Annotated in this window: 6 protein-coding genes; 2 read left to right on the forward strand and 4 right to left on the reverse strand. The window is 72.2% G+C overall.

What is annotated here, in order from left to right; genetic code table 11:
• Positions 1–13: 13 nt before the first annotated feature.
• A complete protein-coding gene (locus JW613_RS14400) occupies positions 14–1,021 on the forward strand; it encodes a Gfo/Idh/MocA family protein (RefSeq protein ID WP_209211197.1) in 1,008 nt (335 codons plus the stop codon).
• Positions 1,022–1,045: 24 nt separating this feature from the next.
• Here the strand turns inward: JW613_RS14400 and JW613_RS14405 are convergent, their stop codons facing one another.
• The 4 genes from JW613_RS14405 to JW613_RS14420 are packed head-to-tail and all read right to left on the reverse strand — an operon-like array spanning position 1,046 to position 5,707.
• Complete coding sequence (locus tag JW613_RS14405; RefSeq protein ID WP_209211198.1) at positions 1,046–2,473, reverse strand: NDP-hexose 2,3-dehydratase family protein; 1,428 nt, start codon at positions 2,471–2,473, stop codon at positions 1,046–1,048.
• Positions 2,470–3,774, reverse strand: a complete 1,305-nt coding sequence (gene rfbH / locus JW613_RS14410) for a lipopolysaccharide biosynthesis protein RfbH (RefSeq protein WP_209211199.1) — start codon at positions 3,772–3,774, stop codon at positions 2,470–2,472. Before rfbH ends, JW613_RS14405 begins: the two co-directional genes overlap by 4 nt.
• Positions 3,771–4,721: an NAD-dependent epimerase/dehydratase family protein gene (locus tag JW613_RS14415; RefSeq protein ID WP_209211200.1), complete on the reverse strand. Its 951-nt coding sequence runs from the start codon at positions 4,719–4,721 to the stop codon at positions 3,771–3,773. The genes rfbH and JW613_RS14415 overlap by 4 nt, the downstream gene beginning before the upstream one ends.
• Complete coding sequence (locus JW613_RS14420; RefSeq protein WP_209211201.1) at positions 4,718–5,707, reverse strand: putative sugar O-methyltransferase; 990 nt, start codon at positions 5,705–5,707, stop codon at positions 4,718–4,720. Before JW613_RS14420 ends, JW613_RS14415 begins: the two co-directional genes overlap by 4 nt.
• Before the next feature lie 224 nt (positions 5,708–5,931).
• Between JW613_RS14420 and JW613_RS14425 the strand changes: the two genes are divergently transcribed.
• Positions 5,932–20,373 (forward strand): type I polyketide synthase, encoded by a 14,442-nt coding sequence (locus tag JW613_RS14425; RefSeq protein ID WP_209211202.1) that lies wholly within the window; start codon positions 5,932–5,934, stop codon positions 20,371–20,373.
• The last annotated feature ends 46 nt before the right edge of the window (positions 20,374–20,419 follow it).

Below are 20,419 nucleotides of genomic sequence, written 5' to 3' on the forward strand. Positions count from 1 at the left end.
ACCCAGGGATCTCATGGGAGCTCCGACACCACCGGACAGGCCACTGCGGTGCGGGATACTCGGCTGCGCGGACATCGCCAGGCGCCGGATGCTGCCGACACTCGCCGCCGTCCCGGATGTCGAGCCGGTGGCCGTCGCCAGCCGCAGTGCGGCGAAGGCGGCCGAGTTCGCCGCAGCGTTCGGCTGCGAGGCGGTGACGGGCTACGACGAGCTGCTGGCCTCCCCCTGCGTCGACGCCGTGTATGTGCCGCTGCCTCCGCTGCTGCATGCCGCATGGATCGAGAAAGCGCTCCGCGCGGGCAAGCACGTACTGGCCGAGAAGCCCCTCACCGCGGACCCGGACAGCACCGAGCGGCTGCTGCGGCTGGCGGCCGAGCGGGGGCTGGTGCTGCTGGAGAACGTCGCCTTCCCGCACCACGAGCAGCATGCGACCGTACGGAAGCTGCTCGCCGACGGCGCCATCGGTCAGGTCCGCGACTTCGCCGGCTCCTTCACCATCCCGCCGCTGCCCGCGGAGAACATGCGCTACCGGTCCGACGTGGGCGGAGGTGCCCTGCTGGACATGGGCGTCTACCCGATCCGCGCCGCGCTGCACCACCTCGGGCCCGATGTCGGTGTCCTGCACGCCGTACTGCGCCTCGACGCGAGCAAAGGTGTGGTGGTGGCAGGTCGGATCCTGGCGTGCACGGCCGGCGGGGTGACGGCCGATCTCGCCTTCGGCATGGAGCACTCCTACCGGACCAGCCTGGAATTCGCCGGCAGCAACGGGCGGCTGACGCTGGACCGGGCCTTCACGCCGCCGCCCGCCCACCAGCCGGTCCTGCGGGTCGAGCGGCAGGACCACCGCGAGGAGATCACACTGCGCGCCGACGACCAGTTCGCCAACGTGGTGCGCTACTTCGCGCAGGCCGTCCGTACGCCGCGTTCCGGCAAGGGGCCGGACGACGACGCCCGGGCGAGCCTGCGGCAGGCGCGGCTGGTCGCGGAGGTCGAGCGCAAGGCCGTGCGGATCACGCGGTGACGGCGCACGGCTGCGCGCGGACCGTCACCGTACCGCGGCCCATCCGTTCGGCCCTCCGTTCGCCCCCTCGTCGGAGGGCGTCGCGTGCAGACAGGTCAGCAGGGTACGGGCCTGGACGTTGACGTAGTGGCTGTGCTGGGCGAGCGCGGCCAGCTGGCCGTACGACATCCAGCGGAAGCCGGGCGGCTCGTGCGCGTCCTCCGCTTCGACGACGAGATAGCGGCTGACCGAGTCCAGGAACCGGCCGCCCTCCTCGGAGTGCAGTGCCGAGTAGCGGATCCGGGAGGGGTCGGCCGTCTGCACCGTGTCGAGGAACGGCGGTCGCTGTCCGGCCGGCAGCTGCGCATAGTTGCCGGGGGTGCACTGGACGGTGGGACCCAGCTCGGCGGTGTCGAGCAGACCGCCCTCCGCGCGGGCGCTGACGAGCACGTGCGGGACACCGCCGAAGTCACGGCGCAGAAAGGCGACGAGGCCCTGGCCGTGCGGTTCGAGGAGCGGTTGCGTCCACGCGGCAACCTCGCGGCTGCTCGCGCGCACCGAGACGGCCACGATCCGGAAGTAGCGGTGGTCCTCGTGGTCGATCGAGTGCGGTGCGCGCAGCCAGCCGGGCACCTCGGCGAGGGGGAAGCGCTCGGCCGATGCCTGGATCGCGGCGCGCTGTTCCACCAGCCAGGAGAGCAGCTCGGTGTCGGAGTACGCGGCGCGCGGCGCGGCCTGCACCGGCACTCCGGCGAGCACGGACCGCGCGTCCATGTTGACCACCAGGTCGTGGCGCAGCAGCTCGGCGATCTGGCCGAGGGTCAGCCAGCGGAAGTCCTCGTGCGGCGGGATGTCGTCGGTCACCTCGACGATCATGTTGCGGTTGCGCTTGCGGTGGAACCACGAGCCGTGCTCGGACTGGAGCACGTCGGAGAGCACACTGCCCCGGGCCGGGGCCGTGAAGTGGTCGAGATAGCGCACGGACGCGCCCCTGTGGACCTTGGTGTAGTTGCTGCGGGTGGCCTGGACGGTCGGCGAGAGCTGGAGGAGGTTGGGGTTGCCGGGCTCCATCTTGGCCTGCAGCAAGAAGTGCAGCACGCCGTCGAACTCCTTGGCGAGGATCCCGAGGATGCCGACCTCCGGCTGGCAGATGATCGGCTGGCACCACTGCCGGTCGTCGACCGCGGCCCGCAGCCCCTCGACCGTGAAGAACTTGCCGCTGCGGTGCACCAGGTTGCCGGTGTCGGGGTCGAACGACCAGCCGTCCAACTCGGCGAACGGTATACGGTCCACGGCGAACGGGACGGCCCGGCGCCGGCTCTCCAGCCATCCGAGGATCTCGTCCAGGTCAGCCGCCGGGCCCGCTGCCGTGGCAGCCGAGCGTGCGACACGAGCCGCCAGGCCGGTGTCCTGGCGGGCCCGGAGCGGGGTACGCGTGTTCGCCGCGGCGGGTACGCGCGTCGGGGCGCTCACCCGTGGCTCCTGACGAACTCCGCGATGGAGGCGACGACATAGTCGATCATCTCTTCGGTGAGGGCCGGGTAGACACCGATCCAGAAGGTCTGCTCTGTGATGGTGTCGCTGTTGGTCAGCTCGCCCGACACCCGGTGCGGCTGGTCGATGTAGGCCGGGTGACGGGTGAGGTTCCCGGCGAACAACCTGCGGGTGCCGATCCTGCGCGACTCCAGGAAGTCGACCAGCGCCGCACGGCTGAACGGAGCCTCGGGGTCGACGGTCAGCGCGAACCCGAACCAGCTCGGATCGCTGCGCGGTGTCGCCTCGGGCAGCACCAGCCACGGCAGTCCGTCCAGGCCCTCGCGCAGCAGCCGCCAGTTGCGGCGCCGCACCGAGCAGAAGTGGTCTAGCTTGTCCAACTGGCTGAGCCCCAAAGCGCCCTGCAGATCGGTGGCCTTCAGGTTGTAGCCCACGTGGGAGAAGATGTACTTGTGGTCGTAGCCGGCCGGCAGGGTCCCCATCTGGTAGCCGAACCGCTTGTGACATGTGTCGTTCTCCCCCGGCTCGCACCAGCAGTCGCGGCCCCAGTCCCGCAGCGACTCCACGATCCGGGCCAGCACCAGGTTCGAGGTGAGCACGCAGCCGCCCTCCCCCGTGGTCAGATGGTGGGCCGGGTAGAAGCTGACGGTGGCCAGATCGCCGAACGTGCCGGCCGGCCGTCCGTCGTAGGTCGACCCCACCGCGTCGCAGGTGTCCTCGATCAGCAGCAGGTCGTGGTCCTCGGCGAGCCGGGCCACCTCCGCCGCCTCGAAGGGGTTGCCGAGGGTGTGCGCCATGATGATGGCCCGGGTGCGCGGCCCGATGGCCCGTTCGAGCCGCTCGACGGTGGTGTTGTACGTCCGCAGCTCGACGTCGACGAAGACCGGCACCAGGCCGTTCTGCAGGATCGGGTTGACGGTGGTGGGGAAGCCCGCCGCGACCGTCAGCACCTCGTCGCCGGGCCTGAGCCTGCGGTCGCCGAGCAGCGGGGAGGTCAGCGAGGAGACCGCGAGGAGGTTCGCCGAGGAGCCGGAGTTGGTCAGATGGGCCTTGCGCCGCTTCATCCTGCGGGCGAAGGCCGACTCGAACCTGCGCGAGCTGCGTCCGGCGGCGATCCGCATGTCCAAGGCCGCCTCGACCAGTGCCGCCCTGTCCTCCTCGTCCAGCACGGCGCCGGACGGCCAGATCTCGGTGACGCCCGGGACGAAGCCGCCCCCGTCCTGGACGTCCTGGTGGTACTTGCGGACCTCGTCGAGGATGTGTGCGGCCCGTTCGTTCATCGTTCGTCCCTCCCTTGGCCGCCCGCGTCCGCGAGCAGATCCCTCAGTGAGTCCTCCAGGCTGCGGCGCGGGGTCCAGCCCAGCAGCCGCCGCGCGCGTGAGACGTCGAGCAGCAGCCAGGGCAGGTCGGAGCGTGACTCCGCCGCCGTCCGCTCCTCCACGACCCGCAGCGGGCGGCCGCTGTAGCCGATCAGCAGATCGACGAGCCGGCGCACGGGAACGGCCGCTCCCCGCCCGATGTTGACGACCTGGCCGACGACGGTGCGCGCGGGTGCCCGCGCGGTCGCGAGCACGGCCTGGGCGACATCGCGTACGTCGACCAGGTCGCGGTAGGCACGCAGCGGCGCGAGGCGCAGCTCCTCCTTGCCCGCGGCCAGCTCCGCGGCCACCAGACCGGGCAGGCCGGCGCGGGGCGCACCCGGCCCGCAGGCCACCGAGACCCGCAGCACCACTCCGTCGAGGCCCCGCTCGGCCGCGGCCCGCAGCACCGTCTGCGAGCCGCGCAGCTTCGTGCGCCCGTACGCGGTGGCCGGGTCCAGCGGCCAGTTCTCGTCGATCGCCTGCCCGTGCCGGGCCGGTCCGTACTCGTAGGCGCTGCCGAGCTGGATGAGACGCGGCGGGCTGGGCAGCCCGGCGACCGCGTCGGCCAGCCGGTCGACGAGGTCGGCGTTGAGCGCGGCCATCTCCTCCTCGGTGCCGCCCCAGACCGCGCCGGAGGCGTTGACCAGCACCCGGGCCCCGGTGTCGGCGCACAGTCGGGCCAACTCGGCCGTGTCGGCGGCCGCCAGATCCAGCCGCACGGTGCTGAGGCCCGCCGTGCCGGGCCCGTCCTGCGATGCGGGGCGGGACACCCTTACGACGGTGGCACCGACCGAGGTGAACGCCGTGCAGATGTGCCGTCCCAGATAGCCGGAGCCACCCAGTACGAGGACCGGCCCACCGGTCACTGGCCGGCGCTGCCGTTCGTGCCGCCCTCACCGTTGCCGCCGCCCGCACCATTCGGGCCGCCCTCGCCGTTGGTGCCACCGGCGTTCTTCGCGTAGACGGCCTGCCAGAAATAGCTCCACGGAATACCGCGGCCCTCCCTGACGCAGGTCCACGCGTCACCGGGCCGATAGGCGTCGAGGAAGGCGGGCACGGCCGCCTTGACGGCCTCGGTGTCGTGAATGTCGAGCAGCTGCCGAAGAGGCCCGTTCTCCAGCGCCATCTGCACGGCTTCATCGCCCTTCCGGTAACCGTCCATGCTCTTGTCGAGATACTTCCCGACGGGGTTCTTCACGAAGAACCCCGTACAGACACGGTCGATGATCCTCAGATACTCCGTCACCGTTTCCGGAGCCATCTCCGTGAACGAGTGCACATTGACGCACAGATCGAAGCGGGACGACTCCAGCGCGGCTGCCACGTCGTCGTCCACAGGGATGAACCGCACCTTCGCGAACTGCTTGTCGTCCAGCACCTCGCGCAGATAGCGGCGGCTCAGTCCCAGTGTGTTCTTCAGGTCGACGATGCAGTACTCGGCCAGGTCGTAGTTGGAGAGCATCGCGTGGCACACCCGCCCGTACCCGGCACCGATCTCCAGGACGCGGGCGCCGCGCAACTCGACGGCCTTCTCGATGAATCCCAGCTCCTGCGAGGCCTGCAGGTAGTCCAGGCACACGGACTTTCCGTCGATACGGACCGCGATCGGGTTCCCCACCTCGCGGTTGCGCACCTTCTCGATCCTCGCCCATTCCTCCGGGGTCAGCCGGGTGGCCAGCTCGTACAGCAGCGCCTTGAGATACCGCACTCCGTTCGTCGTCGGGTCCCAGAGTGCGAGATGGAAATTCCTCGGGTCCGACTTGAAGTCGGTCAGATCGGCGGACGCCTCTTCGGTGACCCACAGCTCGCTGATGCGCTGCCACTGCCGACTCGCCTGCAAACCCTGTGCCATCCCACTCTCCCGCCCTCGCCGCTCGGCTGCCTGCCGCCCAGCGTCACCGCCGCTCCTAAAGCCCGTCTAACCCCCGGATTCCGCCGGAAGCCACCGGCCACGACGGCGCAGCCCGGCACCGGCGGGCCAAAGCACCGGGTTAGCCGCCCTTTAGAACCGCACCGAGAGTGGTGGTCCCACAACACCAGCACCCGACCATCAGCGGAGTGGCGACAAGGCGGGCCATGGCGAACAACGAAGAGAAGCTCCTCGACTACCTCAAGCGCGCCACCACGGATCTGCGCACCGCACAGCGCCGGTTGAAGGAGGTCGAGGCAGCCGGCCGCGAGCCCATCGCGATCGTCGGCATGGCCTGCCGGTTCCCCGGCGGCGTACGCTCGCCCGAGGAGCTGTGGGACCTGGTGGCACGGGGCGGGGACGCCATCGGCGGGTTGCCGGAGGACCGCAACTGGGACCTGGAAGCCCTCTACGACCCCGACCCGCAGCACCCCGGCACCAGCAACACCACCCAGGGCGGCTTCCTGGACGACGTCGCCGGATTCGACGCCGCGTTCTTCGGGATATCGCCACGCGAGGCCATCGGCATGGCACCGCAGCAGCGGCTGGCCCTGGAGGCCTGCTGGGAGGCCATCGAGCACGCGGGCATCGACCCGCAGTCGCTGCGCGGCAGCCGCACCGGCACCTTCATCGGCTGCGACCACCTGGACTACTACTCCGACCCGTCCCAGGTACCGGACGGCTCCGCCGGCTACTTCACCATCGGAAACACCGCCAGCGTGGTGTCCGGCCGGGTGGCCTACCTCCTCGGCCTGCAGGGCGCAGCGGTCACGGTGGACACCGCCTGCTCCTCCGCCTCCGTCACCCTCCACCTGGCGTCCCGCTCGCTGCGGCAGTCGGAATGCTCCCTCGCACTTGCGGGCGGGGTCGCGGTGATGTCCTCGTCCGCCCCCTTCGTCGGCTTCGCCGACCTCGGTGTGCTCGCACCCGACGGCAGGTCCAAGGCGTTCTCCGCGCACGCGGACGGTATGACCATGTCCGAGGGCGTCGGCATCCTGCTGTTGGAGCGGCTGTCGGACGCACGGCGCAACGGGCACCAGGTGCTGGCCGTCATACGCGGCTCCGCGATCAACCAGGACGGCACCAGCAACGGCCTCACCGCCCCCAACGGGCCTGCCCAGCAGCGGGTCATCACCGAAGCACTCGCCGACGCGCGGCTGACGGCGGCCGACGTCGACACCGTGGAGGCCCACGGCACGGGCACCACCCTCGGCGACCCGATCGAGGCCCAGGCACTGCTCGCCACCTACGGCCGGGAGCGGCCGGAAGGACGCCCGCTCTGGCTCGGTTCGGTGAAGTCCAACATCGGCCATACCCAGATGGCCGCCGGGGCAGCAGGTGTCATCAAGATGGTGCTGGCCATGCGGCACGGGACGCTGCCCGCCTCCCTGCACCTGAGCGAGCCCACCCCCGAGGTGGACTGGAGCTCGGGGGCTGTCGAACTGCTGACGGAGCCACGCGACTGGCCACGCGGGGAGGGCCCGCGCCGCGCCGGCGTCTCGTCGTTCGGCATCTCCGGCACGAACGCCCATCTGATCCTGGAGGAGGCCGACGAGGAAGAACCCTCGTCACCCGCCCACCTCGGATCGCCACCGTCCGGCCATGCGTCCGAGCGGGCCGCGGAAGTGATGCCGTGGGTCCTGTCGGGGCGTACGGCGGACGCACTGCGGGGCCAGGCTCGGCGCCTGGCCGACTGGCTGGCCACCGACCCGGCCCCCGGTCCGGCCCCCGGTCCGGACGCACAGGACGTCGGCTGGTCGCTCGCCACCACCCGCTCGGTCTTCGAGCAGCGGGCGGTGGTGCTGGGGCAGGGTGGGGAGGAGCTGCTTGCGGGCGTGCGGGCGCTGGCCGCTGGTGAGCCGCACCCGGATGTGATCGGCCCGGGCGAGCGGGTGGGCGACGGTGGGCTCGTGTGGCTGTTCAGCGGACAGGGCAGCCAGCGCGTCGGCATGGGCGCCGAGCTGTATGCCCGCTTCCCCGTGTTCGCTGAGGCTTTCGACCAGGTCTGTGGACTGCTGGACCCGCACCTGGGCGTTTCGTTGCGGGAGGTGGTGTTCGAGGGCAGTGCGGAGCGGTTGGAGCACACGACGTGTGCGCAGGCGGGGTTGTTTGCGCTGCAGGTGGGGCTGGCGCGGTTGTTGGGTTCGTTCGGGGTGCGTCCGGATGCGGTGGTGGGCCACTCCATCGGCGAAGTGACGGCGGCCTATGTGGCCGGGGTGTTCTCGCTGGAGGACGCCTGCGCCCTGGTGGCGGCCCGGGCGACGTTGATGGGGGCGCTGCCCGAGGGCGGAGCGATGGTCGCCGTCGAAGCCGGCGCCGACGAACTCGACCTGCCCGAGGGCGTGGCGGTTGCCGCGCTGAACACGCCCACCAGCACCGTCATCTCCGGCCCGGAGGAACCGGTGCTGGAGCTGGCGGCGGAGTGGAAGTCCCGAGGCCGAAAGACCAAACGGCTGGCGGTCAGCCACGCCTTCCACTCCCCGTTGATGGAACCGATGCTGGAGGACTTCCGACGGGCCATCGAGGGCCTGGACTACCAGCCACCCTCCCTCCCACTGATCAGCAACCTGACCGGGCAGCCCGCCGACGAGCGCATCACCACCCCCGACTACTGGTGCGAGCACATCCGCCAGCCGGTCCACTTCGCCCCGGCCATCGCTCGGACCGCCCACGACGCGGGCACCTATCTGGAGCTGGGCCCCGATCCGGTACTGGCCACTGCCACCCAGCACACGCTCCGGCACCACCGTGTCGCCGACAGCCGGGACGACGGGCTGGAGCCGTCGGTCGTGCCGACCCTGTCCCGGAGGCGGCCCGAGGTGACCGGACTCCTGCACGCCCTGGCCCGGCTGCACGCCTCCGGGTCGGACGTGGACTGGGCGACCGTCGTGGACGGCCACGGCGGGGAGCGGCGTCCGCGTGCCGTCGCACTGCCGACATACGCGTTCCAGCACCAGCGGTTCTGGTTGGCGCCGCCCAGCGTGCACGCCCCGCGGGGCAGCGAACTGGAAGCGGAGGAGGCACAGCTCTGGCAGGCCGTCGAGAAGCTGGACGTCGAGGCACTGGCGAGCGGCCTGCGGCTCGGTGACGACAGCGAGGCCGTAGACACGCTCCGCCCCGCGCTGCCGATTCTGGCCGACTGGCGGCGTCGGCGACGGGAAGAAGCACGGCTGGACTCGTGGCGGTACCGGGTCGTCTGGTCGCCGCTGCCTGCCGGAGACCGGAAGGAGTCGACCGGCCCGCGCGGTACCTGGCTGGTGTTCGTCCCCACCGGGAGCGAGGAGGACCCGGCCGTACGGATGTCCGTGCAGGCGCTGCGGAAGCACGGCGCGGAGCCGCGTGTCCACCAGGTGGATGTCGCGACGGCCGACCGTGCCGTGCTGGCCGCCCAGGTGGCCGAGCTGAGGAGCGCGCGGACCGAAGCGACCGGGACGACCGAGGCCGCCACCGAGGCAACCGAAGCGACCGGCGACGACTCACCGGCGGGTGTGCTGTGCCTGCTGCCCTTGGACGGCGGTGCGTTCCTCCCGGAGCACCCGGCGGTCCCGGCCGGACTCGCGGCGACGACGGCACTGTTCCAGGCTCTCGGCGACGCGGGGGTCGAAGCTCCCATGTGGTGCGTGACGCAGGGCGCGGTATCCGTCTCGCCTGCTGAGCCGCTCCCCCACCCGGCCCAGGCGCCGGTCTGGGGCCTGGGCCGGGTGGCCGCACTCGAACATCCCCAGCGCTGGGGCGGTCTGGTCGACCTGCCGACGGAACTCGACTCCCGAGCCGCCGACCGACTGGCCGCACTGCTTGCCGAAGACCGTGCCGAGGAACCGTCCGAGGACCAGGTGGCCCTTCGGGGATCCGGCAGCTACGTGCGACGCCTGCGACGGGCACCCGCCTCGCAGGGCCTCGACGCCACGTGGCGGCCCGAGGGGACCACACTCGTCACCGGCGGCACCGGCGGACTCGGGGCCCACCTGGCCCGCCGGCTCGCGGAGCACGGCGCGCCGCACCTCCTTCTCGTCTCCCGCGGCGGGCCCGACGCACCCGGCACCACCGAACTGGTCCAAGAGCTACGCGCCTTGGGCACCCAGGTCACCGTCGAGGCATGTGACGTGTCCGACCGTGAGGCCGTGCGACGGCTGCTCGACGGCGTGCCCGAGTCGTATCCGCTCACCGCCGTCTTCCACGCCGCCGGTACGGCCGAGATCGGGCCCGTGGCCGAACTGGACGCGGAGGCCCTGCACCGCCAGTTGAGCTCGAAGGCCCTGGCGGCGGCGCATCTGCACGAGTTGACGCGGAACCTGGACCTGAGTGCCTTCGTGCTGTTCTCGTCCAACGCCGCGACCTGGGGCAGCGGCAGACAGGGCGCGTACGCCGCTGCCAACACCTACCTCGACGCCCTCGCCGAACACCGCCGCGGCCTCGGACTGCCCGCCACCAGTGTGGCCTGGGGCCCCTGGGGCGAGATCGGCATGGCCGCGGATCAGGAAACACTCGCCTACCTCAGCAAACGCGGTCTCGCGCCGCTCGACCCCGGTCTCGCCACCACATGTCTGCACCAAGCGCTCAGCAGCGGTGACACCACTCTGACTGTCGCCGACGTCGACTGGGAGAAGTTCTCCGCGGCCTTTGCCGCGCAGCGCCCCAGCCCGCTGCTCAGCGGTCTGACCACGACCACCGGCACGACCACCGGCACCGGCACGGAGCAGTACTCCGAGGCCCTCGGGAACTCCGGTAATGCCTCGCCCGACGGTCCGCTGCACCGGGAACTCGCAGACAGCACACCCGCGCAGCAGCTCCGGATCCTCCTGCAGCACGTCCAGGCCCGTGCCGCCACGGTCCTGGGCCACCCGGACCCGACGGCGCTCCCACCCTCCCGGCCGTTCCAGGAACTGGGCTTCGACTCACTCACCGCCGTCGAGCTCCGCAACCAGCTCACCGCGCTGACCGGCGAGAACCTTCCGCCCACCGCTGTTTTCGACCACCCCACGCCCCAGGCACTCGCCGGATACCTGCGCACACGGCTGTGCGGTACGACGACAGATGCCGGCGCCGCGGCCGCTCAGGGACGGCGGGGCTCGGCAGCCGACGCGGCACCGAGCGACGAGCCGATCGCCATTGTGAGCATGGCGTGCCGCTTCCCCGGAGGCGTCCGTACACCGGACGAACTGTGGGACCTCGTCGCGCAGGGCAGGGATGCCATATCCGGGCTGCCCACCGATCGCGGTTGGGACCTGGACGCGGTCTACGACCCCGACCCCGACCACCGTGGCACCAGCTACGTACGCGAGGGCGGCTTCCTCCACGACGCGGCCAGGTTCGACGCGGCGTTCTTCGGCATCAGCCCGCGTGAGGCGCTGGCCATGGACCCGCAGCAGCGACTGCTGCTGGAGACCGCCTGGGAGACCTTCGAAAACGCCGGCCTCGACCGCGCCTCGCTCCAGGGCAGCAACACCGGGATCTTCACGGGCGGCACCTTCCAGGGATACGGCTCCGGCGGCAGTGCGGCCGCCCCCGATGTCGAGGGCTTCCTGCTCGCGGGCGGCACACCGAGCGTCATGTCCGGCCGGCTCGCCTACTCCTTCGGCCTGGAGGGGCCCGCGATGACGGTGGACACGGCGTGTTCGTCGTCGTTGGTCGCGATGCATCTGGCGGCCCAGGCGCTGCGCCAGGGCGAGTGCGAACTGGCGTTGGCCGGTGGCGTCGCGGTGATGGCCACGCCTGCGACATTCGTCGAGTTCTCGCGCCAGCGCGGCCTCGCACGGGACGGCCGCTGCAAACCGTACGCCGCCGGGGCGGACGGCACGGGCTGGGGCGAGGGCGTCGGGCTGGTCCTGCTGGAACGACTGTCCGACGCCCAGCGCAACGGCCACCGCGTACTGGCCGTATTGCGGGGCTCGGCCGTGAACCAGGACGGCACCAGCAATGGTTTGACGGCGCCGAACGGTCCGTCGCAGGAGCGGGTGATCCGGCAGGCGTTGGCGGGTGCCCGGTTGTCGGCTGCTGATGTGGATGTGGTCGAGGGGCATGGGACGGGGACGACGCTGGGTGACCCGATCGAGGCGCAGGCGTTGTTGTCGACGTATGGCCAGGAGCGGGCGGCGGAGCGGCCGTTGTGGCTGGGGTCGGTCAAGTCCAACATCGGGCACACCCAGGCTGCTGCCGGTGTCGCCGGTGTCATCAAGATGGTGCAGGCGATGCGGCACGGTGTGCTGCCCGCGTCGTTGCACATCGATGAGCCCTCGCCGCACGTGGACTGGGAGTCGGGAGCAGTACGGCTACTGACCGAGCAAGTGGAGTGGCCGGGAGGAGAGCGTCCGCGCCGGGCGGGTGTCTCCTCGTTCGGTATCTCGGGCACGAACGCACATCTGATCCTGGAAGAGCCACCTGTCGCGGAACCCGCACAGGTGGGGGCCGATGTCACCGGGGTGGTGCCGTGGGTCATCTCGGCGCGGGGTGCGGAGGCGCTGCGGGGGCAGGCGGCAGCCTTGGCCCAGGTGTCGGGTGCGGTGGGTGCGGTGGGTCGTTCGCTGGTGACCTCGCGGTCGTTGTTCGAGCAGCGGGCGGTGGTGCTGGGGCAGGGTGGGGAGGAGTTGCTTGCGGGTGTGCGGGCGCTGGCTGCTGGTGAGCCGCACCCGGATGTGGTCGGCCCGGGCGAGCGGGTGGGCGACGGTGGGCTGGTGTGGCTGTTCAGCGGCCAGGGCAGCCAGCGCGTCGGCATGGGCGCGGAGTTGTATGCGCGCTTTCCCGTGTTCGCTGAGGCTTTCGAGCAGGTGTGTGGGTTGCTGGACCCGCAGTTGGGTGTTTCGTTGCGGGAGGTGGTGTTCGAGGGCAGTGCGGAGCGGTTGGAGCACACGACGTGTGCGCAGGCGGGGTTGTTTGCGCTGCAGGTGGGGCTGGCGCGGTTGTTGGGTTCGTTCGGGGTGCGTCCGGATGCGGTGGTGGGCCACTCCATCGGCGAGGTGACGGCAGCCTATGTGGCCGGGGTGTTCTCGCTGGAGGACGCGTGCACGCTGGTGGCCGCCCGCGCCACGCTGATGGGAGCCCTGCCCGAGGGCGGAGCGATGGTGGCGGTGGAGGCGGGTGCCGATGAGTTGGAGCTGCCCGAGGGTGTGGCGGTTGCCGCGCTGAACACGCCCACCAGCACCGTCATCTCCGGTCCGGAGGAACCGGTGCTGGAGCTGGCGGCGGAGTGGAAGTCCCGGGGGCGTAAGACCAAGCGGCTGGCGGTCAGCCACGCCTTCCACTCCCCGTCGATGGAGCCGATGCTGGAGGACTTCCGCCAGGCCATCGAAGGGCTGCAGTTCCACCAGCCCACGCTTCCGCTGATCAGCAACCTGACCGGGCGGCCCGCCGACGAGCGCATCACCACCCCCGACTACTGGTGCGAGCACATCCGCCAGCCGGTCCACTTCGCCCCGGCCCTCACCCACCTGGGCACCCACACCTACCTCGAACTCGGCCCCGACCCCGTCCTGACCACCGCCACCCAACACACCCTCGAAGACAACCCCCTCACCCTCTGCACCCTCACCGCCAAACAACCCGAGACACGCGCCCTCGCCCACACCCTCGCCCAGCTCCACACCCACGGCCACGACATCGACTGGACCCCCTGGTTCCCACCCGGCCCCACCATCGACCTGCCCACCTACGCCTTCCAACGCCAGCACTACTGGCTCGCACCCGGACACCCCGCCGAAGACATCGAGGCAGCCGGGCCGGGGGACGACTCGCCGCTCTGGGATGCCGTCGAGCGTGGGGATCTCGAAGCTCTGACGCACACGCTCGGCTCGTCCGAGGAGCAGCAGCCGATGCTGAGCGAGTTGCTGCCCGTGCTGGCGGAATGGCGGCAGCGGCGGCGCGAGCGTGCCGTGCTGGACGAGTGGCGCTACCGGGTCGACTGGAAGCAGCTGCCGGAGGAGAACGCGCCTGTGCTGAGCGGCACATGGTGGGTGTTCACTTCCGCCGCGCAGGAAGAGGCTGCCCGGACGGTTGTCCGTGCCCTCGGTGAGTACGGTGCCGAGGCGCGCGTCTGTGAGGTGGATGTCGCGGCAGCCGATCGTGACCTGCTGGTCGACAAGGCGGCGACGCTGGCGGCGGAGGACACTCCGGCGGGAGTGCTCTGCCTGTTCGGGCTCGACCGGTCCCGGCTCCCGGGGCATCCGGAGCTGTCCGCCGGCCTGGCGGCGGCGACGGCGCTGGTCCAGGCGCTCGGGGACGCGGGGATCGAGGCGCCGTTGTGGTGTCTGACCCGGGGCGCGGTCTCCGCGTTGCCCGGTGAACCGCTGCCGCACCCGGATCAGGCGCAACTGTGGGGGCTGGGCCGGGTCGCCGCGCTCGAACATCCCGAGCGCTGGGGCGGGCTCGTCGATCTTCCGGTGGCCGTCGACGACCGTACGCATACGCGGCTGGCAGGAGTGCTGACGCGTGGTCAGCCCGAGGACCAGGTGGCCATCCGTTCCTGTGGGATCCTCGCGCGCCGTCTGCAGCACGCGCCGGTTTCCCGGGGCGACGGCGACAGCGGCGTCTGGGGTGCCGAGGGCACCACGCTCATCACGGGCGGCACCGGGGCGCTGGGCATGCTGCTCGCGCGCCGGCTCGCGGAGTTCGGTGCGCCGCATGTACTTCTGGCCTCCCGCAGCGGTCCGGATGCTCCGGGCGCTGCTGAACTCGTCGACGAGTTGCGTGCGCTGGGTACCGAGGTCACCGTCCGGGCCTGTGACGTCTCCGACCCGGAGGCGGTGCGACAGCTTCTCACCGCCGTTCCGGACGCCTGTCCGCTGAAGGCCGTGTTCCACGCGGCGGGTGTGGCGGACATCGCGCCGCTGGCCGAGCTGCGGCCCGCTCAGCTCGCGGAGGCGCTCCGGGGGAAGGCGCACGCGGCGGCCCTGCTGCACGAGCTCACCCGTGATCTGGGCCTGGACCTGAGCGCCTTCGTGCTGTTCTCCTCCGGGGCCGCTGTCTGGGGCAGTGCCCGGCAGGGCGCGTACGCCGCCGCCAACGCCTATCTGGACGCCCTCGCCGAGCACCGCCGTGGTCTCGGGCTGCCCGCCACCAGTGTGGCGTGGGGCCCTTGGGGTGACACGGGGATGGCGGCCGACGAGGCGGCGGTCACCTATTTCGAGCATCTGGGTCTCGCCCCGTTGGCCCCCGATCGGGCGGTGGCGGCGTTGCGGCTCGCGGTCGAGCACGGCGACACCGCCGTCACGGTCGCGGACATCGACTGGCGCAAGTTCCCCGCCGCCTTCGCCACGCAGCGGCCCAGTCCGCTGCTGGCCGATCTCTCCCTGCCCGGCGAGGGCGACGGGAGTCAGGACACCGCTGGAGCGGTCCACGACGGCGGCTCTCACCCGCTCCAGCGGCAGCTTGCCGACAGTTCGCCCGCTCAGCAGCAGCATCTGGTGCTGCGCCTGGTGCGGGCGCAGGCCGCCGCCGTGCTCGGGCACTCGGGCCCGGACGCCGTACCGTCCGGGCAGCCGTTCCAGGAGTTGGGCTTCGACTCGCTCACGGCCGTCGAGCTGCGCAACCGGTTGAGCGCTGCCAGTGGGCTCGAGCTGCCGGCGTCGCTGGTGTTCGACCACCCCACGCCGCAGGCGGTGGCCGCGTATCTCCGGGAGGAACTGACCGGCGGGCGTACGGAGGTGGCCCGAACAGCGGCGGATGTCGGCACGGTCGCGCAGGACGAGCCGATCGCGATCGTGGGCATGGCCTGCCGGTTCCCCGGTTCCGCGCACTCCCCCGAGGAGCTGTGGGAGCTGGTCGTGGAGGGACGCGACGCCATCGGACCGATGCCGTCCGACCGCAACTGGGATCTGGGGCAGATCTACGACCCCGACCCGGACCACCCCGGCACCAGCTATGTGCGGGAGGGCGGTTTCCTCCAGGACGCCGCCGGGTTCGATGCGGCCTTCTTCGGCATCTCGCCGCGCGAGGCCCTGGCCATGGATCCGCAGCAGCGCATTCTCATGGAGACCGCGTGGGAGGCGCTGGAGAGCGCGGGCATCGACCGTGAGGCGCTGCGCGGCAGCGGAACGGGCGTGTTCACGGGTGTCACCTCGCAGGACTATCTGTCGCTCACGAACATCACCAGCAGCGATGTGGAGGGTTACGTCGCCACCGGCAACATCGGCAGTGTGGTGTCGGGCCGGGTGGCCTACACCTTCGGGCTGGAGGGCCCGGCCGTGACGGTGGACACGGCGTGCTCGTCCTCGCTGGTCGCCACCCATCTGGCCAGTCAGGCGCTGCGTCAGGGCGAGTGCGAACTGGCGCTCGCGGGCGGGGTGACGGTGATGGCGACGCCGGGTGCCTTCGTCGAGTTCTCACGGCAGCGCGGGATGGCGTTCGACGCGCGCTGCAAGGCGTTCGCGGCAGGAGCCGACGGGCTGGTGTGGGGCGAGGGCGCGGGGCTGCTGCTGCTGGAGCGGCTGTCGGACGCGCAGCGCAACGGGCACGAGGTGCTGGCCGTGATCCGGGGCTCGGCGGTCAACCAGGACGGTGCCAGCAACGGCCTCACCGCCCCCAACGGGCCTGCCCAGCAGCGGGTCATCGCCCAGGCGCTGGCCAACGCCCGGTTGACGCCGTCCGAGGTGGACGCCGTCGAGGCGCACGGCACGGGCACGGCGCTCGGAGACCCGATCGAGGCCCAGGCGCTGCTGGCGACGTACGGCCAGGACCGGCCGGCGGGCCGGCCGCTGCTGCTGGGCTCGGTCAAGTCCAACATCGGGCACACCCAGGCCGCGGCGGGAGTGGCGGGGGTCATCAAGACGGTGCTGGCCATGCGGCACGGTGTGCTGCCCGCCTCGCTGCACATCGACGAGCCCACCCCGAAGGTCGAGTGGGAGTCGGGTGCCGTACGGCTGGTGACCGAGCGGGCCGAGTGGCCGGACAGCGGCCGTCCGCGCCGGGCGGGCGTCTCGGCCTTCGGTATCAGCGGCACCAACGCCCATCTGCTGTTGGAGCAGGCGCCGCAGCTGCCGGAGGACGAGGAGGCGGCAGAGCCGGTGCCCGCCGAATCGGCCGGAGCGGGCGGGCCGGGCCTGGTCCCGTGGCCCGTCTCGGCGCGCGGCGTCGAGGCGCTGCGCGGGCAGGCTGCCGCGCTGGCAGCGCGGGTGGCCGCCGAGCCGGACCTGTCCCCCGTCGACGTGGGCTGGACGCTGGCGGCCGGCAGGTCGGCGTTCGAGCACCGCGCCGTGGTCGTCGGCGAGGACCGCGCGGAGTTGACCGCCGGTCTGCGGGCGTTGGCGGCCGGTCTGCCCCATCCGGCCGTGCTCGATCCGGGCGCCCCAGCGGTGTCCTCGGACGCGGGCGGGCCGGTGCTGGTCTTCCCGGGGCAGGGCTCGCAGTGGGTCGGCATGGCGGCCGAACTGCTGGCGTCGTCATCGACGTTCGCCGATCGCATGGCCGAGTGCGAGTGGGCGCTGTCGCCGTACGTCGACTGGTCACTGACCGAGGTGCTGACGGGTTGCGACGGCGGAACCGGTCTGGAGCGCGTGGAGGTGGTGCAGCCCGCGCTGTGGGCGACGATGGTGTCGCTGGCCGCCGTCTGGGCGGACCACGGGGTGACCCCGGCGGCGGTCGTCGGGCACAGCCAGGGCGAGATCGCCGCCGCCTGCGTCGCCGGGGCGCTGCCGCTGGAGGACGGTGCGCGGATCGTCGCGCTGCGCAGCCAGGCCCTGCGGGAGTTGGCGGGCAGCGGCGCGATGGCGTCGCTGGGCGTGGGCGAAGAGCGTGCGGCGGAGCTGATCGACGCGTACGGGCACACCGGCGCGGTGGGTGTCGCGGCCGTGAACGGGCCGTCGTCCACGGTGATCTCGGGGCCGCCGGAGGCGGTCGCCGACGTGGTGGCACGGGCCGACGGCGAGGGGGTGCGCGCCCGGCTCATCGATGTGGACTACGCCTCGCACAGCGCGCAGGTCGACCGGATCGGCGACGAGTTGACGGCGACGCTCTCGGGGATCCTGCCCGCGGCCGACGCCGATGTCGCCTTCTACTCCACGGTGACGGCGGGACCGCTGGCCCCCGTCGAACTGGACGCCGACTACTGGGTGACGAATCTGCGCGAGCGCGTGCGGTTCGCCGACACCATCCGCGCCCTGCTCGACGACGGGCACCGCCTCTTCATCGAGGTCAGCACCCATCCCGTGCTGACCATGGGGATGCAGGAGTGCTTCGAGGAGGCGGGGGTGGCAGCGGCGGCCGTGCCCACGCTCCACCGCGACCGGGGCGATCCGGCCCAGGTGGTACGCGCGGTGGCGGGCGCCTTCGCCGCCGGGGCCCGGGTCGACTGGCGGGCCGTCTTCCCCGCCGAACCGGGTCCGCGCTTCGTGCCGTTGCCGACGTACGCGTTCCAGCGGCGCCGGTTCTGGGTGGCGCCGCCGGCCGGGGGATTCGGCGCCGACGGGCATGGTGCCGCGGACGGGCTGCGCGACGCGGCGGAGTCCCGGCTGTGGCACGCGATCGAGGAGCAGGACGCCGAGACCGTCGCCTCCACCCTCCGGCTCGACGGCGACGGGGAGGCACTGGCCAGTCTGCTGCCAGCCCTCCCCATCCTGTCCGACTGGCGACGCCACCACCGCGAACAGGCCCGGCTCGACTCCTGGCGCTACCGCGCCACCTGGGTGCCGGTACCGGCCTTGGACGATGCCGCCACCGGGCCACGCCCGGACGCCGGCTGGTTGCTGCTGGTACCCGCCGGGTTCGACGCGCACCCGGCCGTACGGACCGTCGGCGAGGCGCTGCGGCGGTGCGGGGCGGCGGCCGAGGCTTGGTCGGTCGACACCCGCACCGGGGCCTGCCGTGAGGAGCTGGCCGAGCGGTTGTCGGAAGCCGCCGGCAGCCGGCCGCCGGACAGGATCCTCAGCCTCCTGGCGCTGGACGAGGACCCCCACCCGGAGCACCCGGAGGTACCTGCGGGACTGGCCGCGACCACGGCCCTGGTCCAGGCGCTCGGTGACATCGAGGTCGAGGCGGTCGTGTGGTGTGTGACGCAGGGTGCGGTGGCCGTCTCGGCGGACGATCCGCTCCCCCACCCCGTGCAGGCGCAGGCGTGGGGGCTCGGCCGGGTGGCGGCGCTGGAGGAGCCGCAGCGGTGGGGCGGCCTGGTCGACCTGCCGGCCGAGGCCGACGAGGATGTCCTCGACCGGCTGGCGGCGCTGTTCGCCGAGGGCACTGGCGAGGATCAGCTGGCCATCCGGCCCACCGGCACCTACTGCCGCCGCCTGCACCGTGCCCCGGCTGCCGGACCGGAGGGAGCCGCCGCCTGGCAGCCGTCCGGCACGACGCTCGTCACCGGCGGCACAGGCGCGCTCGGCGCGCATCTGGCCCGCTGGCTCGCCAGGAACGGCGCGCCGCATCTGCTGCTGGTCGGCCGCAGGGGCCCGGACGCCCCCGGGGCCCGGGAACTCGCCGCCGAGCTGCGCGGGGCGGGCACCGAGGTCACCCTCGCCGCCTGCGACGTCGCCGACCGTGCGGCAGTGCAGCGGCTCCTCGACGGCATACCGGATGACCGTCCCCTCACCGCCGTCTTCCATGCCGCCGGGCTCCCGGAGAACATGCCGTTCCCGGACCTCGATCCGGCGCACATGGCCGGGATCCTGCGGCCCAAGGCGCAGGCGGCGGCTCTGCTCGACGAGCTGACGCGGGAGAAGGAGCTGAGCGCCTTCGTGCTGTTCTCCTCGGGCGCCGCCGCGTGGGGCAGCGGGCTGCAGGGGTCGTACGCCGCAGCCAACACCTACCTCGACGCCCTCGCCGAGCACCGCCGCGCCCTCGGGCTGCCCGCGACCAGCGTTGCGTGGGGTCCTTGGGGTGACACCGGGATGGCGGCCGACGACACCGCCGTCACCTATTTCGGGCGCCGGGGTCTGGCCCCGCTCGCCCCGGAAGACGCGCTGGCCGCGCTGGGGCAGGCACTGGACAACCGGGAAACGGCCCTGGCCGTGGCCGACATCGACTGGGAGCGGTTCGCCGCCGCGCTGACCACGCGCCGCCCCAGTCCGCTGCTCGCGGACCTGGCTCGGCCGAGCCCTGCCGGGGGCGAGCCCGGCGCCGGGGCGCAGGACGGGCAGGGCGGGCAGGAACCCGCAGATCTGCCGCTGCGCCGCCAACTCGCCGACAGCGGCTCGCCCGAGCAGCAGCGGTATCTGCTGCTGCGGCACGTCCAGACGCATGTGGCGGCCGTGCTCGGTTACGGAGGCCCGGACGAGGTGTCGCCGGCCAGGCCGTTCAAGGAGCTGGGCTTCGACTCGCTGACCGCCGTCCAACTGCGCAACCAGCTCAACGCCACGACCGGTCTGGCCCTCCCGCCGACGCTCGTCTTCGACCATCCGTCGCCCAGCGCGCTGGCCGACCTGCTCCGCGAGCATCTGGTCGACGACGAGGCCGCGTCCGAGGGCCATCTGCTGTCCGGGCTCGACCGGTGGGACGCGGCGTGCGCCCCCGAGACGCTGGACGGCGCCGCCAGACGCCGCGTGGCGCAGCGGCTGGAACTGCTGCTGGCGAAGTGGGGCGACACCCACAACGGCTCCGCCGCCGAGCACTCCGACGCACACGGCGACCTGCGGACGGCGACGGCCGAAGACATCTTCGACCTCATCTCCGACGAGTTCGGCAAGTCCTGAGGAGCGTGGATTCCGTGCCGAAAGAGGAAGAGCTTCTCGAACACCT

The organism is Streptomyces smyrnaeus (genome assembly GCF_017676345.1).
Classification (GTDB): domain Bacteria; phylum Actinomycetota; class Actinomycetes; order Streptomycetales; family Streptomycetaceae; genus Streptomyces; species Streptomyces smyrnaeus.